Source organism: Chryseobacterium sp. AC405b (genome assembly GCF_979258685.1).
The window spans coordinates 876,324-890,082 of sequence record NZ_OZ409877.1 but is presented as its reverse complement, the minus strand read 5'-3'; the positions used below and the strand labels follow the sequence as shown (position 1 = coordinate 890,082).

Annotated in this window: 15 protein-coding genes; 3 read left to right on the top strand and 12 right to left on the bottom strand. The window is 36.2% G+C overall.

Features of this window, described 5'->3' with window-relative positions; genetic code table 11:
- Positions 1–4: 4 nt before the first annotated feature.
- From mraY to mraZ, 6 genes are all read right to left on the bottom strand, one after another.
- A complete protein-coding gene (mraY, locus tag ACZZZA_RS04245; protein WP_463429957.1) occupies positions 5–1,246 on the bottom strand; it encodes a phospho-N-acetylmuramoyl-pentapeptide-transferase in 1,242 nt (413 codons plus the stop codon).
- Between the two features lie 18 nt (positions 1,247–1,264).
- Positions 1,265–2,725 (bottom strand): UDP-N-acetylmuramoyl-L-alanyl-D-glutamate--2,6-diaminopimelate ligase, encoded by a 1,461-nt coding sequence (locus tag ACZZZA_RS04240; RefSeq protein ID WP_463429956.1) that lies wholly within the window; start codon positions 2,723–2,725, stop codon positions 1,265–1,267.
- Between the two features lie 76 nt (positions 2,726–2,801).
- Positions 2,802–4,793 (bottom strand): penicillin-binding transpeptidase domain-containing protein, encoded by a 1,992-nt coding sequence (locus ACZZZA_RS04235; RefSeq protein WP_463429955.1) that lies wholly within the window; start codon positions 4,791–4,793, stop codon positions 2,802–2,804.
- Positions 4,777–5,142 carry an FtsL-like putative cell division protein gene (locus ACZZZA_RS04230; RefSeq protein ID WP_463429954.1) on the bottom strand — a complete coding sequence of 122 codons (366 nt, stop codon included), beginning with the start codon at positions 5,140–5,142 and terminating at the stop codon, positions 4,777–4,779. Before ACZZZA_RS04230 ends, ACZZZA_RS04235 begins: the two co-directional genes overlap by 17 nt.
- A gap of 69 nt (positions 5,143–5,211) precedes the next feature.
- A complete protein-coding gene (rsmH, locus tag ACZZZA_RS04225) occupies positions 5,212–6,105 on the bottom strand; it encodes a 16S rRNA (cytosine(1402)-N(4))-methyltransferase RsmH (protein ID WP_463433730.1) in 894 nt (297 codons plus the stop codon).
- Between the two features lie 21 nt (positions 6,106–6,126).
- On the bottom strand, positions 6,127–6,585 hold the full coding sequence (gene mraZ, locus ACZZZA_RS04220) for a division/cell wall cluster transcriptional repressor MraZ (protein WP_463429953.1): 459 nt from the start codon (positions 6,583–6,585) through the stop codon (positions 6,127–6,129).
- Positions 6,586–6,858: 273 nt separating this feature from the next.
- On the opposite strand from mraZ, the gene ACZZZA_RS04215 reads away from it, so the two are divergent.
- From ACZZZA_RS04215 to ACZZZA_RS04205, 3 genes are read left to right on the top strand one after another with little or no spacing between them, the layout of a single operon-like run.
- On the top strand, positions 6,859–7,620 hold the full coding sequence (locus ACZZZA_RS04215; protein WP_463429952.1) for an alpha/beta fold hydrolase: 762 nt from the start codon (positions 6,859–6,861) through the stop codon (positions 7,618–7,620).
- Positions 7,621–7,680: 60 nt separating this feature from the next.
- Entirely contained in the window at positions 7,681–8,304 is a 624-nt protein-coding gene (gene yihA, locus ACZZZA_RS04210; RefSeq protein WP_463429951.1) for a ribosome biogenesis GTP-binding protein YihA/YsxC, read from the top strand.
- A complete protein-coding gene (locus ACZZZA_RS04205) occupies positions 8,297–8,746 on the top strand; it encodes a GNAT family N-acetyltransferase (protein ID WP_463429950.1) in 450 nt (149 codons plus the stop codon). Before yihA ends, ACZZZA_RS04205 begins: the two co-directional genes overlap by 8 nt.
- 70 nt (positions 8,747–8,816) lie before the next feature.
- Here the strand turns inward: ACZZZA_RS04205 and ACZZZA_RS04200 are convergent, their stop codons facing one another.
- From ACZZZA_RS04200 to ACZZZA_RS04175, 6 genes are all read right to left on the bottom strand, one after another.
- Positions 8,817–9,824 (bottom strand): trypsin-like serine peptidase, encoded by a 1,008-nt coding sequence (locus tag ACZZZA_RS04200; RefSeq protein ID WP_463429949.1) that lies wholly within the window; start codon positions 9,822–9,824, stop codon positions 8,817–8,819.
- Between the two features lie 66 nt (positions 9,825–9,890).
- Positions 9,891–10,736, bottom strand: coding sequence for a caspase family protein (locus tag ACZZZA_RS04195; protein WP_463429948.1), 846 nt, complete (start codon positions 10,734–10,736; stop codon positions 9,891–9,893).
- Between the two features lie 343 nt (positions 10,737–11,079).
- On the bottom strand, positions 11,080–11,724 hold the full coding sequence (locus ACZZZA_RS04190; RefSeq protein ID WP_463429947.1) for a response regulator: 645 nt from the start codon (positions 11,722–11,724) through the stop codon (positions 11,080–11,082).
- On the bottom strand, positions 11,721–12,491 hold the full coding sequence (locus ACZZZA_RS04185; RefSeq protein ID WP_463429946.1) for a sensor histidine kinase: 771 nt from the start codon (positions 12,489–12,491) through the stop codon (positions 11,721–11,723). Before ACZZZA_RS04185 ends, ACZZZA_RS04190 begins: the two co-directional genes overlap by 4 nt.
- A 3-nt stretch (positions 12,492–12,494) precedes the next feature.
- Positions 12,495–13,148 (bottom strand): hypothetical protein, encoded by a 654-nt coding sequence (locus ACZZZA_RS04180; RefSeq protein ID WP_463429945.1) that lies wholly within the window; start codon positions 13,146–13,148, stop codon positions 12,495–12,497.
- Positions 13,149–13,159: 11 nt separating this feature from the next.
- Positions 13,160–13,714 carry a hypothetical protein gene (locus tag ACZZZA_RS04175; protein ID WP_463429944.1) on the bottom strand — a complete coding sequence of 185 codons (555 nt, stop codon included), beginning with the start codon at positions 13,712–13,714 and terminating at the stop codon, positions 13,160–13,162.
- Positions 13,715–13,759 lie beyond the last annotated feature (45 nt).

Below are 13,759 nucleotides of genomic sequence, written 5' to 3'. Positions count from 1 at the left end.
AATTTTATCTCATTTTCAATGTAATGAGACATACAATCGCTAACATCACCCCGATAATGATCATTCTGTTGACAATTTTACTTTCGTGAAAACCATCTTTCTGATAATGATGATGCAGAGGAGACATTTTAAACAACCTATTATTCTGGGCATATTCTAACCCGAATTTTCTTTTTCTGTATTTAAAAACAACTACCTGAAGCATTACCGAAACATTCTCGATTAAGAAAATTCCGCAAAGCACAGGAATCATTAATTCTTTTCTTAGAATAACTGCCAAAACAGCAATTACACCCCCTAACATCAAGCTTCCGGTATCTCCCATGAAAACCTGAGCGGGATACGTATTGTACCAAAAAAATCCGATCACAGCTCCCACCATGGCGACGACGAAAATCGTGGTTTCACCCATGTTAGGTAAAAACATGATGTTGAGATAATCTGCAAAGATGATATTCCCGGAAACATAGGTGAAAAATGCCAACGTTAAAAGGATTACTGTACTTGTTCCGGCTGCAAGACCGTCAATTCCGTCGGTGATATTGGCTCCGTTTGAAACTGCAGTCACAATGAATATGACAATTGGTATGAAAACAATCCAGGCCCATTCGTGAGCATCTTCGTCATTCATCCAGAAAAGAATTCCGCTATAGTCAAACTCATTATTTTTAGCAAAAGGAACCGTGGAAACAGTGATTTTCTCTGCAGGCATGAAGTTTTGCTCTACATTATTTCTGTTTACCACTTTTGTATCTGCATATTTTCTCTTTACCGTAATATCGGGATGAAAATACATGGTCACTCCGATGATTAACCCTAAACCAACCTGTCCTACGATTTTGAATTTCCCGCTTAAACCGTCTTTATTTTTTTTAATTTTCTTTAAATAATCGTCTAAAAAACCAATGGCTCCCATCCAAACTACGGTAACAATTAAGAGAACTATATAAATATTGGTAATTCTTGTAAACAGCAAAACAGGAATTAAAGTCGCAATAATGATGATGAAACCTCCCATTGTAGGAGTTCCTTCCTTTTGTTTTTGTCCGTCTAATCCTAAATCACGAACCAACTCGCCCATCTGTTTTCCTCTCAGATAATTAATGATGCTTTTTCCGTAGATCAGCGCAATCGTTAAAGACAACAAAACCGCCATCCCTGCTCGGAAAGAGATGTACTTCAACATTCCTAATCCCGGAATGTGGATGCCCTGGCTCGTTAAGTATTCGTATAGATAATATAGCATAATGCTTTTATTTAAATTTTATTTGCTCATTAATTGCCATAACTCATTTATCACTTCTTTGTCATCAAAATGATGTTTTACACCATTGATTTCCTGATAGTTTTCGTGACCTTTTCCGGCTACGAGAACAATATCTTTCGGTTCTGAGAATTTTATGGCCATTTTTATGGCTTCTCTTCTGTCCGGAATTGAAGTGTATTTGCTGAAGTTTTGAGGTTCAACACCAGCTTCAATTTCTTTTATAATCTGGTTTGGGTCTTCCGTTCTCGGGTTGTCTGAAGTGATGATCGCTAAAGTTGATTTCTTTGAAGCAATATTTCCCATTTCAGGTCTCTTGGCGTGATCTCTGTTGCCTCCACATCCGAAAACCGTAATCAGTCTTTCGTTTTTTGTTCTGATATCATTGATGCTGTCTAAAACATTTTCTAACGCATCAGGAGTGTGTGCATAATCAACGATGAAGAAAATTCCGCCATCAGATTTGAAGGTTTCAAATCTTCCGGAAACTCTTTTCAGAATGCTGATTGCCTGAAGAATTTCGTCCTGCTCAAACCCTAATTCAGAAGCAATTCCGAAAACCAACAATAAGTTATAAACATTGAATTTTCCTGTTAAGGTTGTCCAGAATTCTTTTCCGTTGAAATTTAAGAGCATTCCGTTGAAGTCGACCTCCAGAGTTCTTCCGTGATAATCTGCCATTGTTTTCAAAGCATAAGACCTTTTTGCAGCCTTTGTGTTTTGAAGCATTACGTTCCCGTTTTTATCATCAACGTTAGTGATAGCGATTGCGTTTTCATTTAGCTCATCAAAAAATCTTTTCTTGATTTTTAAATATTCGTCAAATGTTTTATGATAATCTAAATGGTCATGTGTCAAATTGGTAAAACCTGCGATCTTAAAAGTCAGACCTTCAATCCTGTTTTGGGCAATACCGTGAGAGCTTACTTCCATAAAGGCAAATTCGCAACCCTGATCAACAGCTTTTGCTAAAATTTTGTTGATGGTAATCACATCTGGAGTTGTATGAGTTGCCGGAATGATTTCTTCGCCAATTCTGATTTCTACCGTTGAAAGTAAAGCAGAATTGTAGCCTAAATTTTTAAATACATCAAAAAGCAAAGTAGAAACAGAAGTTTTTCCGTTAGTTCCGGTAACCCCGATTAATTTTAATTTTTTAGAAGGATTTCCGTAAAAATTGGAAGCCAGATGTCCTAAAGTTTTAGAAGCGTCTTTTACTTTAATATACGTAATATTTTCATCTAAATTTTCCGGAAGTTCTTCGCAAACAACGGTTTTTGCACCTTTTTCAATGGAAGAGGTAATAAAGGAATGTCCATCTACAACTGTTCCCTTCAATGCGATGTACAAAGAGTTTTCGGAAACCTTTCTGCTATCGAATACCAATGCTGAAACGTCCCTTTCAGGATTTCCAATTGTTTCCAGAATTTGGATTCTTTCTAATAATTTTAATAATTCCATTTACCTACAAATCGGTACTTCGCACCTCTTACTATTATTGATTCAATACTACCAACATATCGCGACTTCGTCGCTTTTAATTTTGCAGAGACAAATAAATCCTCTGGTTTTTGCTAATCGTGGTGCCTTGTAACGGAAATTGTTCTTTAATTCTTCCAACTCCTTTAAAATCGACACGATATCCTAAGTTTTCCAATTGCGGGATGACGTTTTTCCCAATCAATCCTACTACGCTTGGCATTTGTTTATTGTTGACTGCTACTTTTACATTCGGCTCAACCATTTTATTCAGGTTAACCTTTCTGTCGACAAGCATTTCTTTTTCTACGTTTTGAGGCGTTTTCAGGAAAGTTTTTCCTGCAATCTCTTTAAAAACCGGTGCGGAAACCGTTCCGCCATAAAACCCTTTTGATACATTGGGCTCGCTGATCATGACGTAGCAAGTGTATTTCGGATTGTCTGCAGGATAAAATCCAGCGAAAGACGCTCTGTATTTCATCGGACCAGGCAACCAGTATTCAAATCTTGCGGTTCCCGTTTTTCCTGCCATTTTCAGGTTGGGTGTAAAAATACTTCTTCCGGTTCCTTTTTCTACAGCTTTCGTTAAAGCACTCGTCATCATCTGGATGGCTTTATCAGAGGCCATTTTCTTTACAATTACTTCTTCTTTTGCTTCGAAAACTGTTTTTCCGTCTTTCATGATTTTATCGATGAAGAGAGGTTTCAGCATTTTTCCTTTGTTGGCAATTCCGTTGTAGAAAGTCGTTAACTGTAAAAGGTTAATATTCGTTGCATATCCGTAAGAGATTGAAGCCAAGGTTGCTGCATTCCATGATTTGCTTTTCGGAGTTAAAATTCGGGGTTTTGTAATCCCCGGAAGTTCAATTTCCATTTTATCAAATAATTTCCATCTTCTTAAATGATCTAAGAAAATCTGAGGATTTTCTGCGTAATATTTGGTAATCAGCTTTGCAGTTCCTACGTTGCTGGATTTTGCAAGAACATCACTTATTTCGTAAGTTCCGCCGCCATGACCGTCTGAAATACGTTGTTTGGCATAAGTCCAAATCCCATTTCCTACGTTTACTGTGGTGCTTTCATCAATAAACCCGTCATCCATTGCTGCTAAAAGCGAAATCGTTTTAAAGGTTGATCCCGGTTCAATATTATCTTTTAACGCATAATTATAAGCATCTTCATACACTCCGGGTTCCGTTTCTCTCAGGTTAACCAGAGCACGAACTTTCCCTGTTGCCACTTCCATTACGATTACCGTACCGTGTTTTGCTTCAAAATTAATCAGCTGTTTTTCTAAAGCCGAATGCGCAATATCTTGAATTCTAAGGTCTAACGTAGTATAAACATCCTGACCGTCAGTTGGTTCTTTCACCTTCCAAAAATCAATAGGTTTCCACTGGGAAGAATTCACTCTCTGTTCCAGTCTTTCACCATTGATTCCTGTTAAGTATTTTGAAAATGCACCTTCTAAACCTGCTTTTGCAACTCCATTATCAATTCCTATTGTTCCGGCACCGATTTCTGAAGTAGCAAGCTCTCTTTTGTAATTTCTGTCTATGATAAAGCCTCCCTTGTTTTTACCTCTTTTAAAAATCGGGAACTTTCTGATTCTGTCGTATTGGTCAAAATCTAATCCTTTTACTAAAGAATAATACTGGTTTTTCTTTTTTCTCTGCTCATCAAATTTTTTTCTGAAATCAGCTCTCGATTTTCCGAACATTTTACTTAAAGAATCTGTAAGCGGACCAATATTGTTTGTGTAGACCGTATCTTTCATGGTTTTAAAATCAAGAAAGACATCATAACGCATTACTGTCGTTGCGAGAATAGAGCCGTCTGAAGCATACAGATTTCCACGAGCTGCTTTAAGAGTGGCAGTACGATAATTATTGTTGATATAATCATCTTTAATCTCCTGAACATTGGTGTTTTGGAGAACAATAATTCTTGCAATGAAAAGCACAAACACGCACAGAGATGCTACCGCAAAGAAGTAGCCCCATCTTAACGTCTTTTTACGTTTGTTATCATATTCATTTTGCTTTTGCATCAGTACTGTCTAATTTTATTAAAAGTTTATGCGGGTGACTTTCTAAAGTCATTAATGAGTCTGCTGCGACTTCTTTTCCCAGTTCAGATTCCATTTTTACTTTAATGAGCTTGCTCTGGGCATAAGCATTTCTGGATTTGAATTCTTCAGTTTGTTCTTTTAAAGCGTTTACAATTTTTATTTTTTTGTTCACCAAATGGTTAGAATAAATCATCCCCATCATCAAAACAAAAATCAGTAAGAAAAACTTATAATGGGTTTTCAACTCATCACGGTTCAGAAAATTCCCTTTTATAATATCTATAAAAGTGAGTTTTTTTTGAGGGCGATATGTTGTTTTTTTTGCCACTTTATTATTAGTAATAGATGATTAGTAATGGGTAATATTCATAAATTGCTTACTAACCATTGTTTTTATTTATAATTTTATTCCTGTTCTCATTTTAGCACTTCTGGCTCTTGAGTTTTCTTCAATTTCCTTGTTATCAGGAATGATTGCCTTGCTTTTTACGAGTTCAAATGTTTTTTCATAATTCCCGTAGATATCACGTTGCGGCTCTCCTTCAAACATTCCGTTTTTCAGAAATCTTTTTACCAGACGATCTTCTAAAGAATGGTAAGAGATCACAACCAGTCTTCCTCCCGGTTTCAAAACATTGTAAGCCTGAACCAGCATTTCTTTTAAGCTTTCCAGTTCCTGATTGACTTCAATTCTTATCGCCTGAAAAAGCTGCGCATAAAACTTATTTACTTTATGCGGCGGAAGAAAGCTGAATAATTTTTTTAAATCTTCCGTTGTATTGATACTTTTTATTTTTCTGTGATGAACGATGTCTCTTGCGAGTTTTCTGGCCTCTCTCAATTCACCGTAATAGTAAAAAATATCGGCCAAAGCATCTTCTTCATAATCATTGATCACTTTTTTGGCATCAAGACTCTGCATCACATTCATTCTCATATCCAGTGGCGCATTATTTCTGGTAGAAAAACCTCTTGCAGCTTCATCAAACTGATGAGAAGATACACCAAGATCAGCCAGAACACCATCAATTTTTCCGACACCGTACATATGAAGTGAGTTTTCTAAAAACCTGAAATTCTGATTAATCAATGTAAATCTTGAATCTTCAATATTGTTTTTCAAAGCATCCAAATCCTGGTCAAATGCGTATAGTCTTCCTTTTTCCGAAAGTCTGTCTAAGATTTCTTTAGAATGACCTCCCCCTCCAAATGTGCAGTCTACAAATATTCCGTCCGGATTCGTCACCAAATCATCCACACTTTGCTTCAATAAAACGGGGTTGTGATATATGCTCATTTGAGTTTATTTTAATTATTCTTCACCAAAAGCGCCCATCACATCTTCTGCAAGACTTGCGAAATCTTCCTCGTTGGTTGCGATTACTTTTTCATAAGCATCTTTATCCCAAATTTCGAAAAGCTCACCTGCGCTCGTTATTACAATATCTTTTGTAAGATCAGCATAATGCGTTAGATCTTTAGAAATTTGTACTCTTCCTGCGCTGTCGAGTTCTACAGTTTTTACACCTGCAGTAAACATTCTGATGAAATCAGCATTCTTTTTAATGAATCTGTTGAGTTTATTTATTTTTTCCATGAGTTTATCCCACGCTTTCATAGGATAAATTTCCAGACATGGCTGAAACACAGAACGCTTTACCACAAAGGTTTTCTCCTCAAAGTTCTCCATCTGCTTGATCAGCGAAGACGGAATCTTCAGGCGACCTTTGTCGTCTATTTTGCACTCGTATGTTCCAATGAAATTTCTCATTTGGGACAAAATTATACAAAAATTTCTAAAACCTCCCACTTTTTCCCACTTTTTGACTTAATGTTAATAAGTTTTATATTTGGCTAGGAAAAAATGGTTTAAATATTTGATATGAAAACACTTAGGAATACTGTTATTCCACGAATAATAAAAAGATTTTGAAAAAAGGGTAGAGGAAAAGCGGTATTATATTATTTTTAATTTAAATTAGAGATATCAAAAAATTTTTGGTGTATAATTTGTATTTTTGCAATGCTTTATTAAAGCAATTTTATGATATTTAGTACAAAAAAAGATAAGAAATATACCTTCATTGAAGCTGGGGAAGGACATCCATTGGTGCTTTTGCACGGTTTGATGGGTGGGTTGAGTAATTTTGACAAGATGGTGAATTTTTTTTCAGAAAAAGGATTCAAGGTCTACGTACCTCAACTCCCGATCTATGATTTGCCGGTATTGAATACCAATCTTACCACAATCGCTAAATATGTCATTAAATTTATCGAAAGCGAAATTGGCAAACCTGTAACCATTGTAGGAAATTCTATGGGTGGTCACGTGGGTCTTATTCTGACATTGGCAAGACCGGATCTTGTGAAAAATTTGGTGCTTACCGGAAGTTCAGGTTTGTACGAAAGAGCATTTGGTGACAGTTTTCCAAGAAAAAATGACCGCTCATACATAAGAAAGAAAGCAGAAGAAGTTTTTTATGATCCCGCTGTTGCTACTGAAGAATTGGTCAACGAAGTTTTCAGTGTGGTGAATGACAGAATGAAAGGCATCAAAACCGTAATGCTAGCAAGAAGTGCCATCAAACACAATATGCTGAATGATCTTCCAAAAATTGTACGCCCAACGTGCCTGATCTGGGGGAAGCAAGATAATGTAACACCTCCTGAAGTGGCTATTGATATGCATAAATTTATTCCAAATTCAGATCTGTTCTGGATTGATAAATGCGGGCACGCTGCAATGATGGAAAAACCCGATGAATTCAATGAAATTCTATACAACTGGGTAAAAGATAAAATATAATTACAGCAAACCATTAAGAATTTCTTAATGGTTTATTTTTCTAAATAAAATCAAGACAAAATGATTATAAAAACAGCAGAGTTTGTAAAAAGCAGTGGAAAATGGCAGGAATGTCCTGAAGGAACGATGCCCGAATATGCTTTTATAGGACGCTCAAACGTAGGAAAATCTTCATTGATCAACGGAATGCTGAACAGGAAAGATTTGGCAAAAACTTCAGGTACTCCAGGGAAAACTCAGTTGATCAATCATTTTATCATTAATGAAAACTGGTACCTGACCGATTTACCAGGATATGGATATGCGAAGGTTTCAAAAGTGATGAGAAGAGATTTTGAGAAACTGATCAATAATTATATTTTAAACAGGAACAATCTCGTTAATCTTTTTGTTTTGATTGATTCTCGTCACACCCCGCAGAAAATTGATTTGGAATTTATCCAGTGGTGTGGTGAAAGCGGTGTTCCGTTTTCAATAGTTTTTACGAAAGCGGATAAACTGAAACCTAATATTGTCATTAAAAACGTTGAAGATTATAAAGCTGAACTTCACAAAACCTGGGAAGATCTGCCTGAAATTTATGTAACATCTGCAGAAAAAAAAACAGGAACTGATGAGATCTTAAGTTTCATTCAGAAAACAAATGAGTTTTTAGCAAATAACAGCGTGACTTTTAATGAGTAATATTATTTGGAAAATCAAGAGTTTTGAAGAAATTACAACTTCTGAACTTTACGAGATCATAAAAGCAAGGGTAGATGTTTTTGTAGTGGAACAAAATTGTCCGTATCCCGATTTGGATGGATATGATCAGCAAGCCATTCACCTATGGGCTGAACAGGATAAAGATGTTTTAGCCTACTGCAGAATTTTCAATAAAGGAATAAAATATACCGAAACATCTATCGGAAGAGTTTTAACAACTGAAAAAGCCAGAGGAAAAAGTTTAGGCAAACAACTGATACAATATGCAGTTGAAACCATCGAAAATCGTTTTCATACAAGCGAAGTGAGAATTTCTGCACAGGATTATCTGTTGAGGTTTTATTCGGGATTTGGTTTTGAAGATACCGGAAAGAAATATCTGGAAGACAATATTCCGCATACAGAAATGTTTAGAAAATAATTTTATACAATAGTACAAAAAAGAGCCTGATTTCAAAAACCAGACTCTTCATTTATAAAACAAAAAAAAATTAAGGATATTCGTTTCTTGCTCTTGTTACTAGACCTACCAAGTCTGACCCGCCACTTGCAAAATTGATACTCGGATTGTGTGCACTTTGAGTAGCGACAGCATAAGGCGACCCATCCCAATATCCCCAAAACGGACCACCACTTTGTCCTGGCCAGATGTCAGCTTTGTGCTGAATACTTTGGTTATCATCCGGACTCCAGAAATCTCCATCCAAAGCAATTCCTGTCTGATAAGTAGGTCTTTGAGTTCCCGTTAAATCTGCGGGATAGCCTGCGTGAGTGAAAGAAGCCTGCCCGTCCCAAGAATCTGAGTAGGATTTTGATCCTAACCAGCCTGTGCTGTTTCCGATTGGGCGGTCAAGAACTACAACAACGTAATCAAACTGTACCTCTGTGCCGTCAATCGTAGGACCTGCAACTTTATGTTTGTAGTAAGTCTGAATTCCCCAGGCGCTTCCGTAAGGCGCACTTCCGTTGTAGTACATCGGTGTAAATTTCAACCAGCCTGTCTGATTGTTGGGTTTCCAGTCGATAATGTGCGCGCACGTTAACAGATGTCTTGGACCAATCATTACCCCGCTGGCAACGCCCAAAGGGCTTTCTACTCTTCCTACACAACGCCAAGGATAGGCTGTTGAATTAAACACTTTCCTTTGATCCGGTCCGAAGATCGTTCTTGCTCCTTCAGCCGTAAGGAATGTTTCTCTTTCAATAAATTTTGGCTTGCGGTCTTTTTTAGGTTCAAGTTTTGGCTGATATTCGAAATCTGCATGAGTTGGATAAAAATAATCGGTTTCTGTATTTTCATCTGCAGCTGATTTTTCATTCATCGTAATGGCTAGAGATTTCATTCCTTTCGGGTAAGATCTTCCATCAATTGTTTCCATCTCCGGTTCCTGATCGATTAATTTTTGGTTAACTGATTTTTCAGTTGATTTTGCTTTAATAGTTTTAAGTCTTAAAACTTCTTCAGCAGTCATTGGGTTGTTGTTTTCAATATTAGACATGATTATTTGGTGTTTTAATCAATTTTTTCCTACTCTTTGGATGGCTTTTCGGATTCCGCCAGTTATTTATAAAAATATTTTCTGGGATAATTCTGTTTTTAAGCTTTCTGTCTGATTGATTTGCGCTGCGCCCATTGCAGATAATGCCATAGCGATCTGATTATCGAGCGTTTTTCTGACGATGTTACCGTTTGTAGCGCGCAAAATTTTGCAGAAGTGATAGGTGAAATATCCTCTGATCTGACCATTCATATTTCCTTCCATAGAAACCTGATTGTCTTTAGAAGCTGCCCACAAAGTATGATTCATCCCGGAAACAGGAACTAAAGCTTTCGTTGTAAAAGTTTCTTTTTTCGAATTTTTTGATAAAGGAATTTCGTTGGCGTAAGTCATGTAAAATTCATCTTCCAACATGGGTGGGATGAAGCGTGCTGCTTCGTAAGAGAAATCTGCGCTCAGTCCTAAATCCATTTTTCTTGTTCCGGTTCCGGAATGGCAGCAGTCGAAGATCACTTCAAGATTCACGCCCGCTTTCAATTTGCTTAGAACGGTTTTAAAATCATCATCACGAAGGACACCTGCGGTTGAGTAATCATGCGGACAAATCGCTTCATCCAGACCATCGATTTCTAAGTCTGTTCCGATGTTGGCAACTCGGGTTCCGTGTCCGGAGTAATAAAATACCAGCGAATCTCCTTTTACACTGTTGTTGACCAGCGATTTCAGATAATTTAAAATATTGGCTCTTGTAGCATTCTGGTTGGTAAGGATCCTGATTTGAGCGGGCGCAAAACCGCAAATTACCAACGTGTTTGCCATATCCCTGGCATCATTGATGCATCCGTTTAAATCGGGACCGCCGGATGCGATGGGAGCGTAGTCATTGATTCCTACGATGAGTGCTTTTTTCATGGTTTTATTTATTTAAATTTTCCCTACTTTTTTTTCGGCTTTTCGGGTTGTGCCTGTAATTGTATTTTTACATGACAAAATTCTGCCTTTCAGGAGCATAAAAACAGAGGAGAAAACCTGAAATTCTTACAGGAAAATCACCTTTAGAGAAAATTTAAATTGTGGAAAAGGCTGAACAAAAAAATCCTCACCTAAAATGGGTAAGGATTGATTGTTTAAAACTAGAGTGGTGTTCCGAAAATCTAAATTATAGGTTAATCATAACTACAAACATATTGTTCCTACGGAGCTGTAATTTTAGTTGTTTATTTTTATAATTCGGATGAAAAGTTTAATTATCAACTTAACATAAATTATGTTTAAGAGCAAAGAGCACCAAGCCTACCCTGTTTTTTATTTCTAATTTTACGAAAACAGAATCTCTGTAGCCATCAATTGTCTTAGGACTGAGGCACATTTTATCGGCAATTTCTTTGTAGGTCAGTTCGCTGCATGCTAATCTGATGAATTCTTTTTCCCTCTCTTTTAAATCTGAAAGAAGTGAGGCGTTTTTTGCATCTTCTGTCTGTACTTTCAGCAATTTTTGGGCAACAAAATCGGTGTAAAAACTTCCTTTTTCGTAAACGGTATCTATTGCCTGAAAAAGAACAGCAGGCTGCATGTCTTTCAATAAATATCCTTTTGCTCCGGCTTTCAACATTCTGATCAGCACTTTTTCATCATCTTCCATGGTAAGTGCAATGACTTTGATGTTTGGGTGATGCTCGGTAAGCCATTCTGTGGTTTCTATTCCGTTTTTGTAAGGCATATTGATATCCATCAGAACAACAGCAGGGAGTTCAGAAGCGGTTTCTAATCCGGCAATGAAATCTTCACCATTTGGGTAATTCATTACCACTTTGTATGTAAGATTTTCTGCAATCATGTTTTCTAATGCTTTAGACATCAAAGTATGGTCGTCTACAATTGCAATTGGAATGGTTTTCATGATAAATTTTTGTGATAGGTTATGGATGTTTTTGTTCCTTTTTCCAGCTTTGATAGAATTGAAAATTCAGCATGAATAAGCTTTGCCCTGAGTTCCATGTTTTTTAGCCCGGAGCCGTCACTCATTAGTTTTGTATTAAAGCCTTTTCCGTTGTCCGAAATAATAATCTGCAGAATATCATGATGATCATTTAATTCTATGGAGACATTTTTTGCTCTTGAATGTTTCAGGATATTATTAATGCTCTCCTGGATAATACGAAATAAAATTAAACCGTGCTTTGGCGAAATGTCAATATCATTTTTTTGAGTAAGAAACTCAATTTCCAGCAATCTTAATTTTTTTATTCTCTGAACTTCTCTTTCAATAGATTCTGTCAGTCCGAAATGAATGATCTGCTCGGTAATTAATGTTTTAGATAAATTCCTGATATCTTGTATGCATTCACCTAATAATTCATTCAGTTCATTTAATTCTTCTTTTTCCCCGTTGTTTAATTTGGGAATGAGCTGATTCTGTCTCAACCGTACCACCGATAATTTTTGACCCAGATCATCATGAAGTTCCTGGCCGATATAATTAAGAGTCTGTTCTTTCATTTCGATCTGAGAAGTGGCAAGTTCTTTTTCAAACCGCATATCTTTTTCTTTCTGCTTTATCAACAACGAAGTTTTTTTCCGGATGAAAATCACGTAAACGAAAATCATCGTTAAAACAATAATAAGCAGAGTAACCGTAAAAATTATTACCAATTTGTTCTCTTCCATGTTCTATGATCCCACTTGCTTCAATTTATCGGGTTTGTTCAAGAATAGCCCCAAAACAATGATCCCGTTGTTGATGAGATTAAGTAAAAATAAAATAAAAAAATAAATATCCTTTTCAACTGTTGTTCTGAAAAAAAAGATAGGAATAATTCCTACATAAAGAATTAATGAGCCTACAGAAATCCAGAAAGGCAGATAATTTTTGATTTCAAATATTTTATCGGAATTAAATGTCTGATACAAGAATAAAATGATCGAAAATATTAAAAGAAGAATATTGATGTAAAAAATATTGAACGATAAATATTCGAAGAAATTTTTTTCTATGAAAAACATTCCAAAAATATTGACAGCAAATAAAAACAACAATATCAATTGTATTTTTCTCAGCAACGGTATGTAAAGTAGTTTTAAATAATAAATGAGATAAAGGAAAAACACGATTACGATACAGACGCTATAAAATTTCTCGGTGAGCAGCTTTGAAAATTTTGCAAAAAAGTAGAAAAACAGATCATTTAATGATAGCAAGATGTATCCTATGAAAAAAAACAGATTTACTTTTTCGATGGTCTTATATTTTGCAACGATTAAAATCATTACTGCAAACAAAACGATCATTGATATCTGTTTGCCCAATTCTACATCCCAGGTCATGATCTCTGTTTTTAGTTCATTGCATTGGTAAATGCGTTGGGTGGAGGAGAAAGGTTCGTCATGTTCATAGGTTGAATATCCTCTATTTTTTCGCTTTCTTCAGTCGTTGCACTGCGTGAGTTTTCAGCAGACACTTTTTTTACTGTGGGCATCAGAAAGATGGTTTGATAGCCCGCATATTCTGGTTTTGCCATTTTGTTGGCAGGATGATTGGCAGGATATTTTCCCATATAAATTTTGATTCCCACGTTTTTCAGACCTTTTTTTTCTGCATTTTCTTTTACATATTTGATGTATCCTTCCATTTCTTCGATGGTGAAAGAATACCAGCGAGAATCAGGCTGTCCGTTTCTGGAGTCTGTAAGGATTCTGTTGTTTGTTCTGGTGTATTCATCAAAGAGAACCTGCGCTTCCTGATGCGTAATCAATTTATCTTGGTAGCTGTCATCTACAGGTGTACCTTCGGCGGGAGGCGTACAGCGTATTATAAGTGTGAGCAACAATACACTTACAATAAACACGCTTAAAAACGCACCGAAATTTTTGAATAAAGAAAGAGTTTTCATCTAGTTATAATTTTATAAGGTTATATAACAAAATTAGTTAACTCT

Coding starts and splice junctions, on each gene's coding strand:
- ACZZZA_RS04190 (WP_463429947.1), bottom strand. CDS start 11,724: ATGAAAACCATTCCAATTGCAATTGTAGACGACCATACTTTGATGTCT.
- mraY (WP_463429957.1), bottom strand. CDS start 1,246: ATGCTATATTATCTATACGAATACTTAACGAGCCAGGGCATCCACATT.
- ACZZZA_RS04215 (WP_463429952.1), top strand. CDS start 6,859: ATGATATTTAGTACAAAAAAAGATAAGAAATATACCTTCATTGAAGCT.
- ACZZZA_RS04185 (WP_463429946.1), bottom strand. CDS start 12,491: ATGGAAGAGAACAAATTGGTAATAATTTTTACGGTTACTCTGCTTATT.
- ACZZZA_RS04180 (WP_463429945.1), bottom strand. CDS start 13,148: ATGACCTGGGATGTAGAATTGGGCAAACAGATATCAATGATCGTTTTG.
- ACZZZA_RS04205 (WP_463429950.1), top strand. CDS start 8,297: ATGAGTAATATTATTTGGAAAATCAAGAGTTTTGAAGAAATTACAACT.
- mraZ (WP_463429953.1), bottom strand. CDS start 6,585: ATGAGAAATTTCATTGGAACATACGAGTGCAAAATAGACGACAAAGGT.
- yihA (WP_463429951.1), top strand. CDS start 7,681: ATGATTATAAAAACAGCAGAGTTTGTAAAAAGCAGTGGAAAATGGCAG.
- ACZZZA_RS04235 (WP_463429955.1), bottom strand. CDS start 4,793: ATGCAAAAGCAAAATGAATATGATAACAAACGTAAAAAGACGTTAAGA.
- ACZZZA_RS04240 (WP_463429956.1), bottom strand. CDS start 2,725: ATGGAATTATTAAAATTATTAGAAAGAATCCAAATTCTGGAAACAATT.
- ACZZZA_RS04195 (WP_463429948.1), bottom strand. CDS start 10,736: ATGAAAAAAGCACTCATCGTAGGAATCAATGACTACGCTCCCATCGCA.
- ACZZZA_RS04200 (WP_463429949.1), bottom strand. CDS start 9,824: ATGTCTAATATTGAAAACAACAACCCAATGACTGCTGAAGAAGTTTTA.
- ACZZZA_RS04175 (WP_463429944.1), bottom strand. CDS start 13,714: ATGAAAACTCTTTCTTTATTCAAAAATTTCGGTGCGTTTTTAAGCGTG.